This is a genomic window from Streptomyces plumbidurans (genome assembly GCF_019857225.1).
GTDB lineage: Bacteria > Actinomycetota > Actinomycetes > Streptomycetales > Streptomycetaceae > Streptomyces > Streptomyces plumbidurans.
In genome coordinates this window covers 1-22399 of the sequence record NZ_JAFJSY010000008.1, presented here as the reverse complement: position 1 = coordinate 22399, position 22399 = coordinate 1, and the positions used below count along the sequence as shown (strand labels likewise).

Genomic DNA, 22399 nt, shown 5'->3' with positions numbered 1-22399 from the left:
GACGAAAGGTTGTACGAGATGTCTCCGAGAATTTACGTGGCGCACAGCCACCGCCCCGCTGTTTGTGCTACCGGTCGATGAATACGCCGACGAGCGATGAGTTCCGGAGCCGGGCGGGGTCTACCTCAGTACAAGGGAAGTACACGGGACAACCGCGCACGAATTCTGTGAGGGATCATGACCACCCACGCACTACCGCCCGTCGTCGACGCCGCGACCTGGGAGCAACGGCTCGAAGCGCTGCGCGCCCGGGAGAAGGCCGCCACACGGGAGCTCGACGCCATCGCGGCCGAGCGCCGCCGCCTGCCCATGGTGGAGATGCCCGACTACGTCCTCGACGGCGAGGACGGCCCGGTCCGGCTGGCGGAGATCTTCGAGGGCAAGAGCCAATTGATCGTTTACAACCACATGTGGTTCGCGGGCAAGGAATGGCAGTGCCCGGGCTGCACGGGATTCACCTCGCAGTTCACCCGACTGGAGTTCCTGGACAGCTACGACGCGCGATTCGTGATCGTCACCCAGGGGCCGATCAAGGAAGCGCTCGCCTACAAGGAGCGGGTCGGCAACCGCATGACCTGGTATTCGACGGCGAACAGCCCGTTCGGAAGCGACGTCGGCGCACCGCCCGACGGCGGATTCGCGGTCAATGTGTTTCTGCGCGACGGCGACAAGGTGTATCGCACCTGGCACACCACCGGCAGGGGGACCGAGCAGCTCAGCCACTCGTTCGCGCTGATCGACACGCTGCCGTTCGGGCGCCAGGAGGAATGGCAGGACTCTCCCGAGGGCTGGCCGCAGTCGCCCACGTACAGCCGGTGGGCGCGGTCCCAGGACATCGCCGCGCTCTACGGCCCGGAGTCCGGCGCGAGCTGAACGGCCTGCGGGGCGGACGGAGAGCGGACCGGTGTCCCGGCGTGCTCTCCGTCCGCCGCGGGCTCCACCAGGGACCGGATCAGCGGGCGCGGGTGAAGAGCTTGTCCTGAGTGGAGCAGAGCTTCTTCTCCTCCGCCGTCATCCTGCGGGACCGGGCCACGACCGCGTTGTGCCGGCCGTCCGTGCCGTTCGGGGCGGGCCCGGTGACGGTGTCGGGCACGAACCAGTAGTAGTGCCCCCACTTGGGGTCGTCGTAGTGGGTCTGCCAGGTGCCCGATATCTGCTGCATCACCTGGGCGCGGGTGATCCAGCCCACCTCGCCCGGCTTCACGGTCACGGTGTAGGAGCTCGTCTCGGTGTGCGAGCTCTGCCACGTGTAGTTGTACGTCGCCGTCACGCTGGCGGTGATGATGCCTTCGATGCCGCCGCCGACGGTGATGGAGCCGCCCACCGAGTGGGAGGAGCCCACGGTGTCGGCCCAGGACAGGGACTGGGAGGCGGGGGAGGCGGTGCAGTTGTAGAGCAGGTCCGAGACCTGGCGGGGCTTGCCGAGATAAGCCTCGCCGAGCTGGGGGGAGTTGAAGCTGCACTTGCCCGCGCCGAAGGCGCAGTCGCTCATGATCTGCTCCGCGGTCGGCTGGTCCTCGGCCGCGGCCGGCACGGCCGCCGCGATCGTCCCGAGCGCGGTCGCCGTCAGCGCCAGCGCGCGGCCGCCGTACCGCAGCGCGCGGTTCTTCTTCATCGTTGCTGCCTTTCACCTGCGTGGGGGGTCGGTGGCCGCGGCAGTCGCCTGTTCTGGCGGGGCTGCGGTCACCGCCTGGTGCCCATGAGGCTCACGTAAACGACGGCCCGGCTACACCAAGAGCTGGCAAAGTTATAGTTGATCGTGCGACTGATGAGCAGTCAACTGCCTTGTGCTCGGGGTCATTTGGAGTCGCCCGACGATCGAAGGCCACGTGCCGGGAGGCGGTGGGTGACTGGGGGTGACCACGGGTGACGCAGGGTGGTTCAGCGGTGAATGGGGGCGGTGTGGCGACCTTGTGAGACTGTGAACCATGGACATAGCTCGGCGGAACAACATCACCGTCACCGGAAACCCGCAGGGGCCCACGGTGGTGCTCGCGCACGGGTTCGGCTGCGATCAGAACATGTGGCGGCTGACGGTGCCCGCTCTGGCCGAGGACCACCGGGTGGTGCTGTTCGACTACGTGGGTTCGGGCCGCTCGGACCCTGCCGCATTCTCGGCGGAGCGGTACTCCTCCCTGGACGGATACGCCCGGGACGTCGTGGAGGTGTGCGAGGCGCTCGACCTCCGTGAGGCGATCTTCGTGGGGCACTCGGTGAGCGCGATGATCGGGGTGCTGGCCGCCGACCTCGCTCCGGAGCGGATCGGCGCACTGGTGATGATCGCCCCCTCCCCGCGCTACATCGACGACGACGGCTACCGCGGCGGCTTCGGCGCCGAGGACATCGAGGAACTGCTGCAGTCCCTGGACTCGAACTACCTCGGCTGGTCGGCCGCGATGGCACCGGTGATCATGGGCAACGCGGACCGGCCCGAACTCGGCGAGGAGCTCAAGAACAGCTTCTGCGCCACCGACCCCGACATGGCGAGCGTGTTCGCGCGCACCACGTTCCTCTCGGACTCGAGGGACGACCTGAAGCGGGTGAACGTCCCGACGCTGGTGCTGGAATGCACCCACGACGCCATCGCTCCCCGTGAAGTCGGTGCGTTCGTCAGCCGAGCGATCCCCGGCTCGACGCTCGTCACGCTGGACGCGACCGGGCACTGCCCGCACCTGTCGGCGCCCGAAGCCACCAACAAGGCCCTCCTGGACTTTCTCGCGGAGCTGCGATGACCCGTCGCTCCGGGCGCCCCGACCCGTCCGACGCCGACGGCGACCGGACGGAGGACGCGGCATTCGCCGCCTTGCTGGAGGACAGCGCGGAGGAACTGTACGAGAGCGCTCCCTGCGGATATCTGTCCACCCTGATGGACGGCACCGTCGCGAAGATCAACGCCACACTGCTGGGCTGGCTCGGCCTGGAGCGTGCGGCGGTGGTGGGCCGGATGCGGTTCAGCGACATGCTGACCGTGGGCGGGAAGCTGTACCACGAGACGCACTTCGCGCCGCTGCTGCAGCTGCAGGGTGAGATCAGCGGCATCGCCTTCGAGATCAAGCAGGCGGACGGTGGCCGGATGCCGGTCCTGGTCTCCTCGGTGCTCAAGCGCGGCAGCGTCGGCGAACCCCTGCTGATCCGCACCACCCTCTTCGACGCCCGGGACCGCCGGGCGTACGAGGAGGAGCTGCTGCGCCGCCGCAAAGTGGCCGACGAGGCGCGCATGCGGGCGGAGACCGACCGCGCCAGGCTGCAGGACGCCCTCGCCGTCCTCCAGCGTTCACTGCTGCCGGACACGCTGACGCGGGTGCCCGGACTGGAGACGGCGGCCCACTACCACACGGCCTCTCCCGACCGGCTCGGCGGCGACTTCTACGATCTCTTCCCGATCGACGGCAAGCGCTACGCGTTCTTCCTCGGGGACGTGTGCGGCAAGGGGCCCCAGGCCGCCGCGGTCACCTCGCTGACCCGCTACACGCTGCGGGCGGCCGCACTGCACGACGCCGACCCCGTGGCGGCCCTCGCCACCCTCAACACGGTGCTCCACGAGCGTTACACCGGCAGCGGTGACCCCCGCCACTGCACCGTCGTCTTCGGCACGCTCGAACCGGACCCGGTGACCGGTCGGGTCGCCGTCGTCGTCGCCTCGGGCGGGCACCCTCCGGCCCTGGTGCTGCGCGCCGACGGCACGGCCGCCTATCTGCCCACACCCGGCGGCCTCCTGGTCGGTGTCCTGCCCTCCGCGAGCTTCGCCACCGCCACGACCGAACTCGCACCCGGCGACACACTCCTGCTCTACACCGACGGCCTCACCGAAGCCCGCACCGGCGAGGACCGCGCCTCCTTGTACGGGGAGGACGCTTTGCTCGCCTTCGCCACCGAGCGCGCGGGAAAGCCCCCGAGCGCCGTGATCAAGGCCCTGACGGACCTGCTGGACAGCTTCGGCGACGGCCTCGACGACGACACCGCTCTGCTCGCCCTCGGCATACCGGACGCGTCCGTCAACTCACGGGCGGAAGACGGGCGATGAGCCCTGCTGAACCCCTATCCTGCTGAACCGCTGTGCGCCCGCACGGCAGTGGCCAGGTGGTCGGCAAGCGGTGCGGGCAGCGCGCTGCCGTCTGCGGTCTGCAGAAGGGCCTCGGCGATCAGGCGCAGTTTCGTGTTGCTGCGCTGGGACGCGGTCACGAGTACCTGCCAGGACTGCTGGGGATTCAGCCGGAACGACGCCATGAGCATGCCCCGGGCCAGATCGATCGCCGCATGGCTCTCCAACGCCTCCTGCAGCTGGGCGTTCTCGGCCGCGATGTCGGCGCCGGGCGAGTTCGTCTCACGTGTCGTTCCGTTGACCGGCGACCCGGAGTCCGCAGCCCCCGCCGCGAAGAGCGGGAGAACACCGGTGAGGGCGAGCAGGCGTTCAACGGCCGGGCTGGTGGCGCGCAGCAGGAAGCGCTTGGCGCTCGCGCGCGCCCGGTCGTGCACGTCCAGCAGCACGTTGAGGGCCGCGCAGTCGCAGAAGTCGACGTCCGCGAGGTCCAGTTCGAGGCACCCGGAGGTACGGTCGAGTGCATCGCTCAACGTCCGCTGGAGCAACTGGTCGCTCTCCAGGTCGAGTTCACCGGAGACCGTCACCACGAGCCGGTCGCCGGCCGCGTCGACGCTCAGGGTCACCGGCGCGGACGGCTGCGGCACCTGGAACGCGGTGCCGCAGGCGGGGCAGGGCTCCTCGCTCTGGGGAAGAGCCGTGTGATGGGACATGGATGCTCCCGGCACATACCGTCTTCTCGATCGCTCCCCAGCATCACCCCCACGTACGTTCAGCGTCAACCAGAACATGAAAGTGTATTCGTTCTTTCAAATGCGTGAATGGCGGGCCCTGCGATATGCGCCGCCCTTTCGCGGCTGATCGGGGCATGACGCAGATCACGTGGAAGTCCGGGCCGATCTTGGAATGCGCGGTGCCGCGCCCGTGCTGCACCGTTGGTGGGCTCGCCCTGCTTGGGGGTGCGCGGGCAATGGTGCTCGACGCGGCCGGCCGGAGGATCTAGACGACCTCGGCCCGTGACCGCTCCCTTGTCCCCGTCCTGTCCCCGTAGTGCTTTCGTTGAAAGGTTCCCCCGCACCATGCCCCTGGCTCTGCTGGCCCTGGCTGTCGTCGCGTTCGGCATCGGCACGACCGAGTTCGCCACCATGGGGCTGCTGCCCCAGATCGCCGACGGGGTCGGCGTGTCGGTGCCCCACGCCGGCAACCTGGTCTCGGCGTACGCGCTCGGCGTGGTGGTGGGCGCCCCGCTGCTGACCGGCATCGGCGCGCGCGTACCGCACAAGCGGCTCCTGCTGCTCCTGTCGGGACTGTTCGTGATCGGCAATCTCGCGTCCGCGTTCGCCCCCGGCTTCGGCCTACTGTTCGCCGCGCGCTTCCTGGCCGGGCTGCCGCACGGGGCGCTGTTCGGCGTGGGCGCGGTCGTCGCCTCCCGCCTGGTCGCCCCCGAGCGGGCCGCGCGTGCCGTCTCGAAGATGTTCCTCGGGCTGACGGTCGCGAACATCGTCGGTGTGCCGGCCGGCACCGCCCTCGGACAGCAGCTGGGCTGGCGGTCCGCGTACGGCGCCGTCGCCGTCATCGGCCTGATCGCGCTGGCCGCACTGGCCCGTTTCGTGCCGCACCAGCCGCGCGGCCGGCAGTCCGGCATCCGGCACGAACTGCGGGCCATGGGCAACCGCCAGGTCGCGATCGGTCTGGGCACGGCGGTGGTGGGGTTCGGCGGATTCTTCGCCGTCTACAGCTATCTGGTGCCGATGCTGACGCACCTCACGGGCATCTCCGACTCCTCGACCACCCTGGTCCTCGCGCTGTACGGCGTCGGCATGACCGCCGGCACGCTGCTCGCCGGCCCCCTCACGGACCGTGCTCTGCGCCCGACGCTCTATGCGGGCCTCGCCCTGCTCGCGGCGGGACTGGTGACGTTCTACTTCACCGTGCACAGCACCGTGCCGGCCCTGCTGACGATCACGTTCATCGGCGCGATGGGTTCGTTCGTCACCACGCCCGTGCAGATGCTGCTTATGGCCAAGGCGAAGAACGCGCCGACCATGGCCGCGGCCTCCAACCACTCCGCCTTCAACCTGGCCAACGCGGGCGGTGCCTGGCTCGGCGGGCTGGCCATCTCAGCGGGCTGGGGCTGGGCCTCGCCCAACCTCGTCGGCGCCGCGCTTGCCGTCGCGGGTCTCGGGCTCGCCTTCACGGGCGGCCTCATGGACCGCGGCAGCCGACGCTCCGAGGTGATCACGTCCTCCGCCATGGAGACGCCGATGGATGCCGGGCAGGTGGAGACGGCCCGACCCGACGGACACGGCCACTGACGCCGACCGCATCACCGTCCGCACGCCGACCGCATCACGGTCCGCACGCCGGCCCCGCAGCGACCGCGTGACGCCGTGTGCCGTGGACGTGGGCGTGAGTGCGCTCCCTCGGGATACCCGGCAGATATGGCAAAGCTTCATCTTCCAGGACGGCGCGCAGAACACGACCGCGACGACGACCCGGCCACCCGGGTGCCGTCGCCGGAGGAGGTGGGGCCGGACCACGAGGTCGAACAGGCCGCTCCGGACACCCCCGTCAAGCTGCCCAAGGGCGCCTGGGCCGCCGTGTTCAAGGGCAGCCTCAAGGAGTTCAAGGACGACGAGCTGACGGACCGGGCCGCGGCGCTGACGTACTACGGGGTGCTGTCCCTGTTCCCGGCGATGCTGGTGCTGGTCTCGCTTCTGGGGGTGGCCGGCAAGTCGGCCACCGACAAGGTGCTTAGCAACATGCGGCAGCTGGCTCCCGGCTCGGTGCGCGACATCATCACGAGGGCCGTCGAGCAACTGCAGAACAACTCCGGGACCGGCTCGTTGATGGCCCTGCTGGGCATCGTGCTGGCGGTGTGGTCGGCGTCCGGGTACGTGGCCGCCTTCATCCGGTCCGCCAATGCCGTCTACGACATGCCGGAGGGCCGGCCGGTGTGGAAGATCCTGCCGGTGCGGGTGGGTGTGACGGTGGTCCTCATGGTGCTCGCCGTCGTCAGCTCGCTGATCGTGGTCTTCACCGGCGGGATCGCCCGGCAGGCCGGGCAGGCGCTCGGAGTCGGGGACACCGCGCTGACGGTGTGGTCGATCGCCAAGTGGCCGGTCCTGGTGGTGCTGGTCACCGTGATGATCGCGATCCTGTACTGGGCCACCCCGAACGCCAAGGTCAAGGGCTTCAGGTGGATCACCCCGGGCAGTCTGCTCGCCCTGGTGATCTGGCTGCTCGCCTCCGCCGGGTTCGCCTTCTACGTCGCCAACTTCGCCTCGTACAACAAGACCTACGGCACCATGGCCGGCGTCATCGTCTTCCTCGTCTGGCTGTGGATCAGCAATCTCGCGATCCTGCTGGGCCTGGAGTTCGACGCGGAGAGCGTGCGGCAGCGGGCCATCGCGGGCGGGCTCCCGCCCGAGACCGAGCCGTACACCCAGCCGCGCGACACCCGCACGTGGGACGAGGAGGACGTCCGCCGCCTCGACGAGGCCTGACCGGACGCGGGCGGCTGATCGGACCCGGCGGACTCACCGCGCCGGGTCCGATCAGTGCGTCGCACCGTGCCGATCAGCGCGCCACGCGGTGCTTCCTGCCGCCACGGCGGAAACGCAGGGCCGCGTACGCGAGGGCACCGAGCAGGACGACGGCGCCGATGATCAGCAGATAGAAGAGGCCGTGTACGGCGACTCCGATGATGCCCAGCACGACGGCCGCGAGGACGAGGAACAGAAAGAGGCTCATCGGCCCTCCAGAGGCTTCGGTCACTTCGATGTCGTCGGTGTCTTCGGTGTCGTCGGCGGTTCAGCGCCGGGCGAGCCGGCGTTCACCGCCGGCTCCCGAGTTGTAGTCGAGTTCGTAGTGGGCGAAGATCTCCGGCTCGTCCTCGGCCGGCAGCTCTCCGTCGACCTCGATCGAGGGGGCTTTCTTGACCATGTCCTTGGGCTGAGTGATCTTGAGATAGCCCGGTCCCACGGTCGCGCCGGACAGCGGCGCGAACACCAGGCGCCGACGGGTGGGCAGACCCACGGTGACCGTTGCGAAATTCGGCTGGTCGGTCGCGGTGTCCACATAGATCGCCTCCAGAACGCCGATCTTGTGACCCTCCGGGTCGACCACGTCGTGCCCCCGCCATTCGCGGATGTCGCCTGCTTCGAACATCATGAACCTCCACAGAGGGGGTACCCCCCGAATGCGTCCCTGATGTCTGGCCAAGGGTGCGCCCCACCCGGACGCACCCTCGAGGCCTACGGCGCCACGTCCTCCAGGCTGCGCCCGCTGGTCTCCTCAGCACCGCCCGCGGCCGTGAGCGAACCGGCCACGGCCACGGCGGCGAGGGTCACGAAGACCGTGCCGATCGCGCCGCCCGCGTAGATCGCACCCACCACGATCGGGCCGAGGACGATGCCCAGGCGGTTCATGGCACCGCCCATGCTGGCGCCCAGTGCCCGGATCCGGGTGGGGAACAGCTCGGGTGTGTAGAGGTAGAGGCAGATGTTGCAGCCGAAGAGGAAGACCGCGGCCAGGGACGTCCAGATCAGCACGCCGACCGCGGTGCCTGACGCCGACAGGCCGAGGACGAGCAGGCAGAGCGCGGCGGCTGCGAAGCACCAGATCACCGTGTTGCGGCGGCCGACCCGGTCCACCGTGAGCGCGACGATCAGACAGCCCAGCAGCCCGGCGCAGCTGGTGACGGTCGAGTAGAGGAGGGCCGTCGACAGGCCGAGGTGGAAGTGGGACTTGTAGATGGTCGGCAGCCAGGACGTGATGCCGTAGTTCGCGAAGTAACCGGTGAACCAGAGAAGCCCGACGACGATCATGCGCTTGCGGTAGCGGCCGCCGAACAGCTCGCGCAGACCGCCCTTGCCCCGGGGCGGTACGACGGACGGCGTCGGCTTTGGGGGCGGCAGCGGGGCACCCGTGACGTTCTCGACCTTCGTCTCGATCGCCGCCATCGTGGCGAGCGCCTGCTCGTGCCGGCCGTGGTCCGCGAGCCAGCGCGGCGATTCGGGCACGAGGCGCAGGACGAGGAGGCTCAGGACGACCGGCAGGGCCGCGAGGCCGAACATCCAGCGCCAGCCGAGCAGCGGCACCAGCCAGTAGGCGACCAGCGCGCCCGCGGTGAGGCCGGCCGGGAAGACCAGCTCGAAGAGGAGCACGAAGCGCCCGCGCTGGTGGGCGCGGGTGATCTCCGCGATGAACGTGGCGGCGATCGGCACCTCACCGCCGATGGCCATGCCCTGCACGAAGCGGACCGCCATGAACGGCTCGGGCGAGGTGCACAGCGTCAGCGCCAGATTGCACAGACTGGCGAGAGCGATGCAGCCGGCGATCACCTTGACGCGGCCGACCCGGTCGGCGAGCCGGCCCGAGACCAGCGCGCCGCCCAGCATGCCGACCGAGCCGACGGTCATCAAGGCGGTGGTGTGGCCGGTGTCGAGGTTCCACTCGGAGCGCAGCTGGGGGAGCGCGTACGCGATCAGGAGCTGGTCGAAGGCCTCGAAGAACGTGGCGGTGCCGACGATGAGCCGGACCATCACCTGCCAGCGGCACAGCGGCAGGCGTTCGAAGCGGGCGCCGATGGCGGCCGCGAGCGCCGGTGCGTCGCCTGGTCGCTCGGCGGCGGCGCGTTGTGCGTCGATCGTCATGCCTGGCCTCCGGATCCGTACGGCGCGGTTGGGGGACGGGACCGCACGGGAGGGTTCGGGCCGCGAGGGTACGACGGTATCCCGGTACCGGGCGGCTGTGAGAGCGGGGCAGGGAGACGGGCTCCCATTTCCGTAGGTGCTGAACATCTCAGCGCTTAAAGTTCTACCGGTACCACTCCGAGGTTAGGCAAGCCTTATCCCTGACCTCGTGAAAATTTCCCGGGCGGCACCCTCTTGCGGTCAAAATAGTTAAGCCCTTAGATTTCTAGTGCTTCGACACCGCGATTGGCGCAGTGCGCCCGACGCGAGCGGAGAATCCCGTACCGCCCTCATCCGGAGGTCCCCATGCCGCGCATCCCCGCCGACGAGATCCTCATCGCCGGCCACTGGCGTCGCGGTCGCGGCCTGCCCATCCACACCGTGGACCCGGCCGACGGCGCCGTCCTCACCACCGTGCACGCCGCGTCCGTGGAGGACGTGGAGGAGGCCGCGCGGGCCGCCGCCGGGGCCGCCGCCGCGCCCGAGTGGCGCGACCTGTTGCCCCACCAGCGGGCGCGCGTCCTGCACCGGATCGGCGACGCCATCGAGGAGCACGCCGAGGATCTGTCCGCGCTGCAGACCGCCGACACCGGCAAGACTCTCGGCGAAACCCGCGCCCTCGCCCTGAGCGCCGCCGGCACCTTCCGGTACACGGCGGCGGCGCTGGAGACCGCCGAGGACGCGCTCACGCCGTCACGCGGCCCGTACCTGACGATGAGCGTCCACGAGCCGATCGGCGTCGTCGGCGCCATCAACCCCTGGAACTCGCCGATCGCCTCCGACGCACAGAAGCTCGCGCCCGCACTGGCCGGCGGAAACGCCGTCCTGCTCAAGCCCGCCGAGTGGACGCCGCTGGTCTCCCTCGCCCTCGGCCGCATCGTCCACCAGGTGCTGGCCGGCGCCGGACTGCCGACCGCGCTGCTCGCGGTACTGCCGGGCAAGGGCAGCATCGTGGGCGACGCGATCGTGAGACACCCGCTCGTGGGCCGTATCGGCTTCACCGGCGGCACCGGCACGGGTCGCGGCATCGCCCACGCGGCCGCCGACAAGCTCATCCCCGCCTCGCTCGAACTCGGCGGCAAGTCGCCGACGATCGTGCGCGAGGACGCGGACGTCGAACAGGCCCTCGCGGGCGTGATGTACGGGATCTTCTCCTCCAGCGGCCAGTCCTGCGTCGCCGGCTCCCGCCTCTTCGTCCACTCCGGTCTCTACGACGCCTTCGTCGGCGAACTCGTCGAGCGCGTACGGAAGTTGAGAGTCGGACCCGGTACGTCCCCCGACACACAGGTGGCCCCGCTCGTGCACCACCGGCACCGGGACGCGGTCGCCGCGTACGTGGACCTGGCGCGCGAGGAAGGCGGCCGGGTGCTCTGCGGCGGCGCCGCACCCCAGGGCAAGCGGTATGCCAAGGGCGCCTACTACCTGCCGACCGTGATCGACGGGCTGCCGAACTCCGCGCGCACCTGCCAGGAGGAGATCTTCGGCCCCGTACTCGTGGCGCTTCGCTACGACGACGAGGACGAACTCGTCGCGCAGGCCAACGACTCCGACTTCGGGCTCGCCTGCGGCATCTGGACCCGGGACGCGCGGGCCGCCCGGCGGCTCGGGCGACGGATCGAGGCCGGAACGGTCTGGATCAACACGTACAAGCAGTTCTCCATCTCCACCCCCTTCGCCGGGATGAAGGACTCCGGACTCGGCACCGAGAAGGGCCGCGACCTGATCCGCGCCTACCAGCGGCAGAAGTCCCTGTACTGGGGCACCGACTCCGCACCGCTGCCCTGGGCCAACTGACCCACTCGTCTGGGAGATTGCACATGAACCACCCCCCGATCGCCCGGCTGCGCGCACTGCGCTCCGTCGAGCTGCTCACCCCGAACTTCGCCGAGGCCGCCGGCTTCTACGAGGAGGTGTGGGGCCTGGAGGTTGTCGAGGCCGGGCACAGCGCGAGCTGGCTGCGCGGCACCGGCACGGAGCACCACGCCCTCCAGCTGACCCGGTCCGAGAAGATCGGCCTCGGCCGTCTCGCCTTCGCCGTCGGCACCCCCGCCGAGGTGGACGAGGCCGCACGCCGGCTGGAGGCGCGCGGGATCACCCTCGTCACCGAGCCCGGCGCCCTCGACCAGGTCGGCGGCGGCTACGGGCTGCGGTTCCACGACCTGGACGGACGCCTGGTCGAACTCTCCGCCGACACCTGGGCGGTGCCCGCGCGCGGCCGGGACGAGGCGCTGCCCGTCGGCGTCACGCACGCGGTCCTCAACACCACCGACATCGACGCCGCCGTCGCCTTCTACCGCGAGGTGCTCGGCATGCGCGTCTCGGACTGGTCCGAGCACCAGATGGCGTTCCTGCGCTGCAACACCGACCACCACTGCATCGCCTTCAACCAGGCGCCCTGGGTCTCCCTCAACCACGTGGCGTACGAGATGAGTTCGCTGGACCACTTCATGCGCGGGCTCGGCCGGCTCCGGCACCACGGGATCACCCCCGAGTGGGGCCCCGGCCGGCACGGCCCCGGCGACAACACCTTCTCCTACTTCACCGACCCGACAGGGCTGGTGTGCGAGTACACCTCCGAGGTCGCGCAGATCGTCGAGGAGGTGTGGATCTGCCGGACCTGGCGGCGGACGCCCGAACTGTCCGACACCTGGGGCACCGCGGGCCCGCCGTCGAAGCTGATCCGCGCCCACATGGCGGGCACGCCCGACGGCAGCCCCGTCGTCCCGCCCGTCGACGCCGAAGGAGTCGCAGCATGAACAGGGTTCGCAAGGTCGGTCTCATCGGATGGGGAGCCATCGGTCGCGTCGTCGGCGGCGCCATCGCCGCCGGTGACGTACCCGGCGCCGAGCTGGCCGCCGTCGTCGACAACCGCCCGCTCGGCGACGCGACCCCCGCACCGCAGCTGACCGTGGAACAGGCCCTGGAACGCTGCGACTTGATTGTCGAGGTGGCCGGCCAGGGTGTCGTACGGGGCTGGGGCGAGACCATCCTCGCCTCCGGCACCGACCTCCTCGTGGCGTCCACGGGAGCCCTGACCGACGAGGAGCTGTCGAAGAAGCTGCTGACCACCGGTCCCGGGCGGGTGTACTTCACCGGGGGAGCGGTCGGCGGACTCGACCTGCTCCAGGCGGTACGCGCCATGGGGCCGCTGAGCGAGATCAGGCTGACCACCACCAAGCTGCCCTCGACCCTCGAACAGCCCTGGATGGACGAGGAGTTGCTGACCGCGATGCGGACCGCGACCGGGCCTGTCGAGGTGATGCGCGGCACCGCGCGCGAGGTGCCGGTCAAGTTCCCGAAGTCGACCAACGTGGCCGCCTCCGTGGCGCTCGCGGTCGGGGACCTGGACGCGGTACGGGTCAGCGTCGTCGCCGACCCGGCCGCCGTGCACACCTCGCACGTGATCGAGGCGAACGGCCCGCAGGGCTCGTACCGCTTCGAGGTGAGGCATCAGCCGGACGCGGCCAACCCCGCCACCAGCCAGGTCGTTCCGTACGCGGTCCTGCGCTCCCTCGCGGCCCTCGCCGGACGCTCGGGGCAGATCCTGTGACCGCTCGCGCAACGGTGTATGACATCGCCGGGCTGCATCTCGAACAGGCGGGCACCAGTGGGCCGCTGGTGCTGTGCCTGCACGGGATCGGGTCGTCCTCCGCTGCCTTTTCGCCCCAACTGCAGGCGCTCGCGGCCGACTTCAAGATAGTCGCGTGGGACGCGCCGGGTTACGCCAAGTCGGCAGACCCGGAAGGGCAGTTGAACCTCGACGACTACGCCGACACGGCCGCCGCGGTCATCCGTGCACACAGCAGCCCCACCCACGGTAGCCGGGCCCACGTCCTCGGCGTCTCCTGGGGCGGCGTGATCGCGCTGCGGCTCGCCACCCGCCACCCGGACCTCATCGCCTCGCTGACGATGGCCGACTCCACCCCCGGCTCCGGTACGACCCCCGAGAAGGCCGCCGGGATGCGCGCCCGCGTCGCCGAACTCGCGAAGCTCGGGCCGCGCGCCTTCGCCGAGCAGCGCGGCCCCCGCCTGGTCTCCGCCGGCGCGCCGAACGAACTCCTGCGGCGCGTCGTCGACACCATGGCCGACTCGATCCGCCTGCCCGGCTACGGACACGCGGCCGAGTCCATGGCCACCACCGACCTGCGCGGCGAGCTCGCCCGAGTCACCGCGCCCACCCTCGTCCTGTGCGGCGACCAGGACCGCGTCACCGGTCCCGAAGCCTCACAGGTCCTGGCCGGCGGTCTGCACAAGACCGCGTACGTGATCGTCAAGGACGCCGGTCACCTGGCCAACCAGGAACAGCCCGAGCACTTCAACGCCTGGCTGCTGTCCCACCTGCACATCGTCACCAACTCCCGGACCAGCAAGGGATGACCACCATGCCGATCACCACCACCGAGTACGACAACGGCGGGGACCTCGCCAAGTACACCGACGCCCTCATCGCCACCAAGGGCTCCCGCGAGCCCGACTGGAGCACCCTGTCCTTCCAGGAGAAGGCCGGCCCGCAGTACAAGCGCGCACAGATCCGCTACGTCGGCTCCGGCGCCACCGGCAACCACGAGAACGACAACCGCATCCTCCCCTCCGGCGGCTTCACCTTCTCCAACATGCTGCTGCCGCCCGGCGCCGAGGGCCCGGCCCACACCCACCACGACGTGGAGGAGGCCTTCTTCGTGCTGGAGGGCCAGGTCCGCGTCGGCATCCACCGCGGCGCGGACGAGGTCGAGTACCGCACCCTCGGCTACCGCGACATGATCGTGGTGCCGGCCGGGGTGACGCGTTCGCTGAAGAACGAGGGCGACACGGACGCACTGTTCTGCGTCATCATCGGCACGCAGAAGCCGCAGGTGCCGACCTACCCCGAGTACTCGCCGCTGTACGGCATCACCCGTGACTGAGCAGCCGCGGACGGTCGTCGTCACCGGTGGGGGCCGTGGCCTGGGGGAGGCCATGGCCCGCCGGGCCGGTGCGGACGGCTACCGGGTCGTCGTCGCCGAGCTGAACGAGGAATGGGGCAGGCGGACGGCCGAGGCCGTCCAAGAGGCGGGCGGCGAGGCGGAGTTCGTACCGCTCGACGTCGCCGACCCGGCCTCGGTCGAGGACCTGGCCGCGTGGCTGGCACCCCGTGGCCCCGTCCACGGACTGGTCAACAACGCCGCGCTCGCCAACGGCGTGGGCGGCAAGTACTTCCAGGACATCGACGTCGAGGTGTGGGACCGGCTGATGGCAGTGAACGCACGCGGGCCCTGGCTCGTCGCCAAGCACCTCCTCCCGCTGATGGCGCGGCCCGGCCGCATCGTCAACATCGCCTCGGACGCCGCCCTTTACGGCTCACCCCGCCTCGCCCACTACATCGCCTCCAAGGGCGCCGTCATCGCACTGACCCGGGCGATGGCCCGTGAGCTGGGCGCCGAGGGCATCACCGTCAACGCGGTGGCGCCGGGCCTCACGGAGGTCGAGGCGACCGAGACCGTACCCGCCGAACGGCATGCCCTGTACGCGCACAACCGGGCCATCGCACGGCCCCAGCAGGCCGACGACCTGGTCGGGACGGTGTCGTTCCTCCTCGGCGCGGACTCCGGCTATCTGACGGGTCAGGTGATCGCCGTCAACGGCGGCTTCACCATGCACTGATCCACCCCTGCGCTCTGCACCACCTCTTGCAAGGAGTTCTCATGGACCTCGGCCTCGCCGACCGCACCGTACTGGTCACCGGCGGCAGTTCGGGTGTCGGCCTGGCCACCGTACGGGCCCTGCTCGACGAAGGCGCCGACGTCGCCACCTGCGGCCGCGACGCGGACCGGCTCGCCAAGGCCGCCGCGCACCTGGGCGCCGGTTCCGACCGGCTGTTCACCGGCGTGTGCGACGTACGGAACTCCGATGGCGTAAGCGAATTCGTCGAGCGCGCGGCAGCCCACTTCGGCGGGCGCCTCGACGCGCTCGTCAACAACGCGGGCCAGTCCCGTATGAAGCCGCTCGACGAGACGACCGCCGAGGACTGGCGCGACGAACTCGAGCTGAAGTTCTCGGGCGTGCTCAACCCCCTTGCCGCCGCCCGCAGTTACCTGCGCGCCTCGGACGCGGCAGCGATCGTCAACGTCAACGCCGTCCTCGCCAAGCAGCCGGAGACCCGGCTGATCACGACGAGCGCCGCGCGCGCCGGCATCCTCAACCTCTCCAAGTCCCTGGCCACCGAGCTCGCGGGCGACGGCATCCGCGTCAACTCCGTGTGCCTCGGCCTCATCGACACGGGCCAGTGGACGCGCCGCCACGCCGCCGCCGACACCGGCCTCGGCTACGAGGAGTGGCAGGCCCAGCTCGCTGCCGACCGGGGCGTCGCGCTCGGCCGGCTGGGCCGTGCCGAGGAGGTCGCGTACGCCATCGTCGCCCTGCTCTCCCCGCGCGCCTCGTACATCACCGGAACCAGCATCGACGTCTGCGGCGGAGTCGGCCGCGGCATCCTCTGAGGAGCCCTCCATGACCCCTGTGACCCACCGCAATGGAGGCGAACTCCTCGCCGCCCACCTCACCTCGCTGGGCATCGACGCCGTCTTCGGCATCGTCTCCGTGCACAACCTCCCGCTCGTGGAGGCGATCGAGGCCGACCCCGGACTGCGCTTCGTACCGGTACGCCACGAGGCCACCGCCGTGAACGCCGCCGACGCGTACGGCCGCGCACGCGGCAGCATCGGCTGCGCCCTCACCTCGACCGGCACCGGCGCGGGCAACGCGGCCGGATCCCTCGTCGAGTCCCTTTCCGCGGGCACGGCCGTCCTGCACATCACCGGACAGGTCGAATCCGCGTACCTCGGCAGCGGGCGGGGCTTCATCCACGAGACGAAGGACCAGCTCGGGATGCTCACCGCGGTGTCGAAGTACGCCGCGACCGTCACCTCCACCCGTGACGCGGGGCGCATCCTGCGCGAGGCGTCCGTTGCCGCCCTCACCGCGCCCGCCGGGCCCGCGAGCGTCGAGTGGCCGATCGACCTGCAGTACGCGGCACAGGAGGACGACGGTTCCACGCCTCCGGCCACCGAGCCACCGGTCCCCGACGCGGAGCAACTCACGGCCGCTTGCGCTCTGTTGGCGTCCGCGCGGCGACCCCTGATCTGGGCGGGCGGCGGCGCGAACACCGCGCGGGCCGAACTCCTGGCGCTCGTCGAGGCCACCGGCGCCGGGCTGCTCACCTCCAACTCCGGGCGCGGTGCCGTTCCGGAGGACCACGAGCAGGTCATCGGCAACTTCGCCACCACGCCCGCCGTACGCGCCCTGCTGAAGGACGCCGACGTCCTCGTCACCGTCGGCACCCACTTCCGCTCCAACGAGACCGCCGACTACGGGCTCCAACTGCCCGCCGCGCACATCCAGATCGACATCGACGCCGCCGCACTCGGCCGCGTCCACCCGGCCCGGCACGCACTCCACGGTGCCGCGTCCGCCGTACTGCCCGAACTGACCACGGCAGCCAGGCGCGCGGACGCCGACTGGACGGACCGTGTGCGTCGCGTCCGCGACGAGGTGCGCGCCACGCTGCACGACAACATCGGCCCCCAGGCCGCCATCTGCGACGCCCTCGCCGACGCACTGCCCCCCGGCATCGTCGTCGCCCGCGATGTCACCATCCCGTCCTCCTCCTGGGGCAACCGCCTGCTGCCGATGCACGACCCGCGCGCCAATGTCTTTCCGCGCGGTGGCGGTATCGGGCAAGGCCTGGGCATGGGCATCGGTGCGGCGGTCGCCCGCCCGGACGAGCCGACCGTGGTCATCGCCGGCGACGGCGGACTCGCGGTCCACCTCGGCGAACTGCTCACGCTGGCCCAGGAACGACCGCGCCTGACGCTCGTCGTCTTCAACGACGGCGGATACGGCGTGCTGCGCAACATGCAGGACAAGTACAGCGAACGCCGCTCCGGAGTCGACCTGTTCACCCCCGACTTCGCCGTGCTCGCCGCCGCCTGCGGACTGTCGTACGCGCGCATCGCCGACGCCTCCGACGCCGCAGGTGTCATCAAGGCCGCCGTCGCCCATGACGGACCCACGCTCGTCGAGGTGGACCTCGCAACCCTCGGCCCCATGAAGAACCCGTTCACCCCGCCCGTGAAGATCCCCACCGCGTAGGGAGGCCCCCCACCATGAGCATCACCGAAGAGCAGGAGCTCGACCTCCTGGTCCACCGCATGACCTGGGAGGCCGAGGGCGTCCTCTCCGTCGAACTGAACCACCCCGACGGCAAACCGCTCCCGGCCTGGACACCCGGCGCGCACCTGGACCTCCATGTCGGCGGTCACGTACGTCAGTACAGCCTGTGCGGCGACCCGGCGAACAACGCCGTGTACCGGCTCGGAATCCTCAACGAGCCGTCCTCGCGCGGCGGTTCGCGCCACGTGCACAACATCCTGCGGCCCGGCCACACTGTGCGGGTGGCCGGGCCGCGCAACCACTTCGCGCTGGAGCCCGCCGCCTCCTACGTCTTCATCGCCGGCGGCATCGGCATCACCCCCATCCTGGCGATGGCCAGGCAGGCCCAACGCGACGGCACTCCCTACCGGTTGGTCCACGGAGGGCGCACCCGGGCGTCCATGGCGTTCGGCGGCGAGCTGTCGGCGCTCACCGGCGGCCAGGTGAGCTTCGTACCGCAGGACGAGCAGGGCCACATCGATCTGCCGAGCATCCTCGCGGGCCTGCCCGCCGACGCGCTGGTGTACTGCTGCGGTCCTGAACCGCTGTTGCAGGCGGTCGAAGGTGCCGTACCGGAAGGGCAGTTGAGGACCGAGCGGTTCGCCGCTCCGGTCGTGGAACGCGGCGACGACGACAGCGCCTTCGACGTCGAATGCCGTACGTCGGGGGTGACCCTGAGCGTCGGTCCCGGCACCTCCATCCTGGAGGCCGCCGAGAACGCGGGCCTGAACGTCAACTCCTCGTGCCGTGACGGCATCTGCGGCTCCTGCGAGACCCGCGTTCTCGGCGGCCTCCCCGACCACCGCGACTTCCTGCTCTCCGAGGCCGAACACGCGGCCGGCGACACGATGATGATCTGCGTCTCGCGCTGCGCCTCGGACCGACTGGTCCTGGACCTCTGACCCCCGGCCGGCCGCCGCTTGTCCCAGCTGCCGGCACCCGACCGTTTCGCAATTCCCCGGCCCCCAGACCCGCACGGAGTCCCGATGCCCGAGACCTGGCCCCAGCTGAACCCCCACCAGACCCGCGACCACGAGCCCACCCCGTACGAGCTGAAGCTCGCGCGCACCCTCGAGGACATTTTCACCAACGACGGCCACGAGCTCACCGACGTGCTCGCGGGCCTCAACTCCCGTCAGCTGCACACCCCCACGGGAGAGCCCTGGACCGAGGAGTCCTTCCGCGCCGAGATGCACCGCCTGGGAGCCTGACATGACGCTTTCCACCCACGACACGGCCGAGCACATCTACGCCCACGGCCTGCGCAACCAGTGGCACCCCGTCGTGCCGTCGCACTTCGTCGAGCCCGGCGGCATGCGGAAGGTGACCGCCCTCGGCGAGAACTGGCTGCTCTTTCGCAAATCCGACGGCACCCTCTCGATGCTCGCCGACCGCTGCCCGCACCGCGGCGCCCCGCTCTCGCTCGGCAAACACCTGGGCGACCGGGTCGCCTGCTGGTACCACGGCGTCGAGGTCGACGGCACCGGCACGGTGACCTCCGTGCCCGGCCTCCCCGGCTGCAACCTGGAGGGCAAGACCCTCGTCACCTCCCTGCCCGTGCGCGAGGTGGGCGGCGCGATCCTCGCCTACTTCGGCGACGAGGAGCACCCCGAGCCGGTCGACCTCACCGTCCCGGACCCGCTGGCCGACGACGACACCGATGCCTTCCTCTGCTACGCCGAGTGGAACGTCCCCTGGCGGTACGCCATGGAGAACCTGCTCGACCCGATGCACGGCGCGTTCCTGCACAACGAGTCCCACACCATGTTCGCCGGGGACACGACGGCGAAGTTCCGTATCCGGGAGACCGACCGCGGCTACTTCTTCGAGAAGACCGACCAGCGCGGGGTGAACTTCGACTGGGTCGAGCTGTGCCACACCGGTGTCGACTGGGTGGACCTGTCCATCCCGTACCCGCCGTCAGCCGGGCCCGGCGGTCCCTTCGGCATCGTCGGCATGGCCTGCCCGGTGGACGCGGGGCGCACCGGCGTTTTCTTCTGGCGCTACCGCAAGGTGCGGGACTGGCAGCGCGACACCTGGCGCTTCCTCTACAAGACTTTGATCGAGGCCCGTCACTGGGAGGTCCTGGAGCAGGACCGCGTCATGCTCGAAGCCATGCCGCAGGACGCCGACCAGCGCGAGAACCTCTACCAGCACGACCTCGGCATCGTCCGCCTCCGCCGTCTCTACCAGGCCCGAGCCAAGCAGCAGTCGAAGGCGCGACCGCCGGCCGACGCCACCGCATGACTCAGCCGCGGCGACCGGCTCAGCCGGTGCTCGGTCCGTCCTGCGCGGCGTCGTCCGACTCCACGATCGAACGCTCCAACTTGGAGAGCAGACCGCCCAGTTGACGGCGCTCGGCGGGTGACAGCCCGCCGAGCATCCGGCGCTCGTTCTCCAGATGGGCGGCGAAGACCTCGTCGATCTTCTTCAGCCCGGCCTCGGTCAGTCGCGAGTACACGACCCGGCGGTCATCGGCGTCCCGCTCCCGCACGAGCAGCCCGTCCTTCTCGAGCCGGTCCAGACGCAGGGTCACCCCCGCCGAGGAGATCAGCCCCGAAGCGGCGAGCTGTCCCGCGGTGAGCCGGTACGGCGCCCCGGACCGGCGCAGGGCGGTGAGCACGTCGAACCCGGCGACGGACAGACCGTGCGCATCGAGCTGCGAGGTCACCCGCGACTGGTACTGCAGATACGAGCGGTGCAGCCGGGCCAGCACCTCCAGCGGCGTGGTGTCGAGCTCGGGCCGCTCCCGCGCCCACTCGTCGACAATCCCCGAAACGGCATCGGGCCGCCTCGCCGACCTGCGCTGAACCATGTCTTCCCCTCGCGGCATATATCTGGTGTTGAAATCTTAGCCCTAAGGGGTTCTGACGAGGACAGTGGACGTGTAGGCGGGTGATCAGGAAGGCGGCGACACACGCTCCGGACAGCGTTGACCTCTCACGGTGCCACGGAAACCACCTGTTCCATGCGCCGGATCTCCTGCTCTGCCACTTCCAAATGTCCAAGGTCGAGAGCCATCGCGGCACGCCCGGCGACGTAGTAGACATCCTGGCGGCTCCGACAGCTCAATCCCGGTTGGCGGCGCAAGGCCAGAAACCGCACTTCAAGGTGGAGTTCGATGCGGACCATTTCGGATCGCAGGCGGACCGGAAGTGCTGCGTGCCAGAGATCCTTGGCATAGTCACGGGTCTGCCGATCGGCTTCGTCGGGCCGGGCCTCCACTGGACGATAGGGGTGATCGGCCCACTCCGTGTCAGCCCACTCGACGAGTTCGTCCAGGCGCTCCGAGGCGACGGCCAGATCCGGGGGCGAGGAAGAGACGGCCGTCTCCGCATCAGCAACCAGCCGGGCGAGACGACGTCGAGCGTTGTCGTCCCCCGCCGCGCACATCGCGATGAAACCCGACAACACGTCGAGCCTGCGCGACACCTCCGCCTGCTGCCAGATCTCGTACAGTCCCGCCATCCACCGCCACCTCATCGCCCGCCGACCGGATCACCGCGCCCTGAACCCTATGACGCGCCCCTGCGGACAGGAGCCCGGCTCCGGTGGTGGGTGGCAGCCCGTGGATCGGGGTCAGCCGCGGTCCGGGTCGAACTCCAGCACCTGAGTGAGGCGGATGTTGTTGCCCGAGGGGTCACGGAAGGACGTGTCGATGCCGTACGGCTGGACCGTCGGCGGTCGTTGAACTGGACGCCTCGGGCGGACAGCTCGTCGTAGGCGGCCTTGCAGTCGTCCGTCTCCAGGAACAGTGTGCCGCCCGCCCCCTTGGCCACCAGGTCGGACAGCTGGGCGCTGGCGGCCTCGTCCAGCATGGGCTGCCTCGGCACGGGCATCAGCACCAGCGCCGGACCGTCCCCTCCGGGCGGACCGACACACAGCCAGCGGAAGCTCCATGCCTCCATGGTCACGTCCGCCCGGACCTCCCAGCCCAGCTTGTCGGTGTAGAAGGCGAGCGCTTCGTCCTGGTCGTGCACCCAGAACTGGGCATTGGCGATCTTGATGGTTGTCATGGCCGCTCCTTGGTCGACTGCCTGAGAACGACGCTAGGCAGTCTGCGCAGGTGTGTCTTCTCGAAACGTGCGGTTCTGCGGGCGCGCGTAGGCCATCGCCACGCATCGGGGGATGCGCACATGCCGCGCGGCGGGCGGATGGGCCGCGCGGTAGGCCTGCGGGGTCGTCCCGTACACCCTGCGGAAACTCGTCGTGAACGACCCGATGCTCTGCGCACCCACGGCGACCGCGATCGCGGCCACCGTCCAGTCGGTCGTCACCAGCAGCGACGCGGCCCGCTCCAGGCGGCGGGTCAGCAGGTACTGGTGCGGCGACTCACCGAACGCTGCCTTGAAACGGCGGCTGAAGTGCGCCGGGGACAGCGCGGCGGCCGCAGCCATGTCGGCGACGGTGAGTGCCTCGCAGTAGCGCGCGTCGGCGAGATCCTTGGCGCGGAGCAGATGTCGGGCGATCGGTACATGGG

The 22399-nt window shown here is 70.3% G+C and carries 25 protein-coding genes; 16 read left to right on the top strand and 9 right to left on the bottom strand.

Features of this window, described 5'->3' with window-relative positions; translation table 11 throughout:
* The first annotated feature begins 177 nt into the window (after window positions 1–177).
* Window positions 178–873 carry a DUF899 domain-containing protein gene (locus tag JYK17_RS06405; protein WP_108015064.1) on the top strand — a complete coding sequence of 232 codons (696 nt, stop codon included), beginning with the start codon at window positions 178–180 and terminating at the stop codon, window positions 871–873.
* Window positions 874–952: 79 nt separating this feature from the next.
* Here the strand turns inward: JYK17_RS06405 and JYK17_RS06400 are convergent, their stop codons facing one another.
* Entirely contained in the window at window positions 953–1615 is a 663-nt protein-coding gene (locus tag JYK17_RS06400; RefSeq protein WP_128804190.1) for a hypothetical protein, read from the bottom strand.
* A 313-nt stretch (window positions 1616–1928) separates the two neighbouring features.
* Here JYK17_RS06400 and JYK17_RS06395 point away from each other — a divergent pair, with 313 nt between their 5' ends.
* Window positions 1929–2732: an alpha/beta fold hydrolase gene (locus JYK17_RS06395; protein ID WP_108015066.1), complete on the top strand. Its 804-nt coding sequence runs from the start codon at window positions 1929–1931 to the stop codon at window positions 2730–2732.
* Window positions 2729–4024 carry a PP2C family protein-serine/threonine phosphatase gene (locus JYK17_RS06390; RefSeq protein WP_108015067.1) on the top strand — a complete coding sequence of 432 codons (1296 nt, stop codon included), beginning with the start codon at window positions 2729–2731 and terminating at the stop codon, window positions 4022–4024. Before JYK17_RS06395 ends, JYK17_RS06390 begins: the two co-directional genes overlap by 4 nt.
* A 14-nt stretch (window positions 4025–4038) precedes the next feature.
* On the opposite strand, the gene JYK17_RS06385 is transcribed toward JYK17_RS06390, so the two are convergent.
* Window positions 4039–4752, bottom strand: coding sequence for an anti-sigma factor antagonist (locus JYK17_RS06385; RefSeq protein ID WP_222809971.1), 714 nt, complete (start codon window positions 4750–4752; stop codon window positions 4039–4041).
* Window positions 4753–5118: 366 nt separating this feature from the next.
* Here JYK17_RS06385 and JYK17_RS06380 point away from each other — a divergent pair, with 366 nt between their 5' ends.
* Window positions 5119–6354, top strand: coding sequence for an MFS transporter (locus JYK17_RS06380; protein ID WP_108015069.1), 1236 nt, complete (start codon window positions 5119–5121; stop codon window positions 6352–6354).
* 126 nt (window positions 6355–6480) lie between these two features.
* On the top strand, window positions 6481–7545 hold the full coding sequence (locus tag JYK17_RS06375) for a YihY/virulence factor BrkB family protein (RefSeq protein ID WP_222809970.1): 1065 nt from the start codon (window positions 6481–6483) through the stop codon (window positions 7543–7545).
* A gap of 73 nt (window positions 7546–7618) precedes the next feature.
* On the opposite strand, the gene JYK17_RS06370 is transcribed toward JYK17_RS06375, so the two are convergent.
* The 3 genes from JYK17_RS06370 to JYK17_RS06360 all read right to left on the bottom strand — a co-directional run bounded on the left by JYK17_RS06370 (window position 7619) and on the right by JYK17_RS06360 (window position 9696).
* Window positions 7619–7792: a hypothetical protein gene (locus JYK17_RS06370; protein ID WP_222809969.1), complete on the bottom strand. Its 174-nt coding sequence runs from the start codon at window positions 7790–7792 to the stop codon at window positions 7619–7621.
* A gap of 60 nt (window positions 7793–7852) precedes the next feature.
* Window positions 7853–8209: a PRC-barrel domain-containing protein gene (locus tag JYK17_RS06365; RefSeq protein WP_222810047.1), complete on the bottom strand. Its 357-nt coding sequence runs from the start codon at window positions 8207–8209 to the stop codon at window positions 7853–7855.
* A gap of 86 nt (window positions 8210–8295) precedes the next feature.
* Window positions 8296–9696 carry an MFS transporter gene (locus JYK17_RS06360; protein ID WP_222809968.1) on the bottom strand — a complete coding sequence of 467 codons (1401 nt, stop codon included), beginning with the start codon at window positions 9694–9696 and terminating at the stop codon, window positions 8296–8298.
* Between the two features lie 345 nt (window positions 9697–10041).
* Here JYK17_RS06360 and JYK17_RS06355 point away from each other — a divergent pair, with 345 nt between their 5' ends.
* The 11 genes from JYK17_RS06355 (at window position 10042) to JYK17_RS06305 (ending at window position 20166) form a co-directional block, all read left to right on the top strand.
* Window positions 10042–11529: an aldehyde dehydrogenase family protein gene (locus JYK17_RS06355; protein WP_222809967.1), complete on the top strand. Its 1488-nt coding sequence runs from the start codon at window positions 10042–10044 to the stop codon at window positions 11527–11529.
* 23 nt (window positions 11530–11552) lie between these two features.
* Complete coding sequence (locus JYK17_RS06350; RefSeq protein WP_222809966.1) at window positions 11553–12491, top strand: VOC family protein; 939 nt, start codon at window positions 11553–11555, stop codon at window positions 12489–12491.
* Entirely contained in the window at window positions 12488–13285 is a 798-nt protein-coding gene (locus JYK17_RS06345; RefSeq protein WP_128804195.1) for an aspartate dehydrogenase domain-containing protein, read from the top strand. The genes JYK17_RS06350 and JYK17_RS06345 overlap by 4 nt, the downstream gene beginning before the upstream one ends.
* Window positions 13282–14112 (top strand): alpha/beta fold hydrolase, encoded by an 831-nt coding sequence (locus JYK17_RS06340; protein WP_222809965.1) that lies wholly within the window; start codon window positions 13282–13284, stop codon window positions 14110–14112. Before JYK17_RS06345 ends, JYK17_RS06340 begins: the two co-directional genes overlap by 4 nt.
* A 5-nt stretch (window positions 14113–14117) precedes the next feature.
* Window positions 14118–14639 (top strand): cupin domain-containing protein, encoded by a 522-nt coding sequence (locus JYK17_RS06335; protein ID WP_222809964.1) that lies wholly within the window; start codon window positions 14118–14120, stop codon window positions 14637–14639.
* Entirely contained in the window at window positions 14632–15375 is a 744-nt protein-coding gene (locus JYK17_RS06330) for an SDR family oxidoreductase (RefSeq protein WP_222809963.1), read from the top strand. Before JYK17_RS06335 ends, JYK17_RS06330 begins: the two co-directional genes overlap by 8 nt.
* A gap of 41 nt (window positions 15376–15416) precedes the next feature.
* Window positions 15417–16208: an SDR family oxidoreductase gene (locus tag JYK17_RS06325; protein ID WP_108015077.1), complete on the top strand. Its 792-nt coding sequence runs from the start codon at window positions 15417–15419 to the stop codon at window positions 16206–16208.
* Window positions 16209–16218: 10 nt separating this feature from the next.
* Window positions 16219–17859, top strand: a complete 1641-nt coding sequence (locus JYK17_RS06320) for a thiamine pyrophosphate-binding protein (protein WP_261995457.1) — start codon at window positions 16219–16221, stop codon at window positions 17857–17859.
* Window positions 17860–17873: 14 nt separating this feature from the next.
* Window positions 17874–18821: a PDR/VanB family oxidoreductase gene (locus JYK17_RS06315; protein ID WP_128804198.1), complete on the top strand. Its 948-nt coding sequence runs from the start codon at window positions 17874–17876 to the stop codon at window positions 18819–18821.
* A gap of 84 nt (window positions 18822–18905) precedes the next feature.
* Window positions 18906–19130: a recombinase-like helix-turn-helix domain-containing protein gene (locus tag JYK17_RS06310; RefSeq protein WP_128804199.1), complete on the top strand. Its 225-nt coding sequence runs from the start codon at window positions 18906–18908 to the stop codon at window positions 19128–19130.
* A gap of 1 nt (window position 19131) precedes the next feature.
* The gene (locus tag JYK17_RS06305) at window positions 19132–20166 is read left to right on the top strand and encodes a Rieske 2Fe-2S domain-containing protein (protein WP_222809962.1); all 1035 of its coding nucleotides are present in this window, start codon (window positions 19132–19134) and stop codon (window positions 20164–20166) included.
* A 19-nt stretch (window positions 20167–20185) separates the two neighbouring features.
* Here the strand turns inward: JYK17_RS06305 and JYK17_RS06300 are convergent, their stop codons facing one another.
* From JYK17_RS06300 to JYK17_RS06285, 4 genes are all read right to left on the bottom strand, one after another.
* Window positions 20186–20734: a MarR family winged helix-turn-helix transcriptional regulator gene (locus JYK17_RS06300; protein ID WP_222809961.1), complete on the bottom strand. Its 549-nt coding sequence runs from the start codon at window positions 20732–20734 to the stop codon at window positions 20186–20188.
* Window positions 20735–20859: 125 nt separating this feature from the next.
* A complete protein-coding gene (locus tag JYK17_RS06295) occupies window positions 20860–21387 on the bottom strand; it encodes a hypothetical protein (RefSeq protein ID WP_222809960.1) in 528 nt (175 codons plus the stop codon).
* A 47-nt stretch (window positions 21388–21434) separates the two neighbouring features.
* Window positions 21435–21935, bottom strand: a complete 501-nt coding sequence (locus JYK17_RS06290) for a VOC family protein (RefSeq protein WP_308011650.1) — start codon at window positions 21933–21935, stop codon at window positions 21435–21437.
* Window positions 21936–21968: 33 nt separating this feature from the next.
* Window positions 21969–22399: helix-turn-helix domain-containing protein (locus tag JYK17_RS06285; protein WP_222809959.1), on the bottom strand; the 431-nt coding region annotated here is incomplete at its 5' end.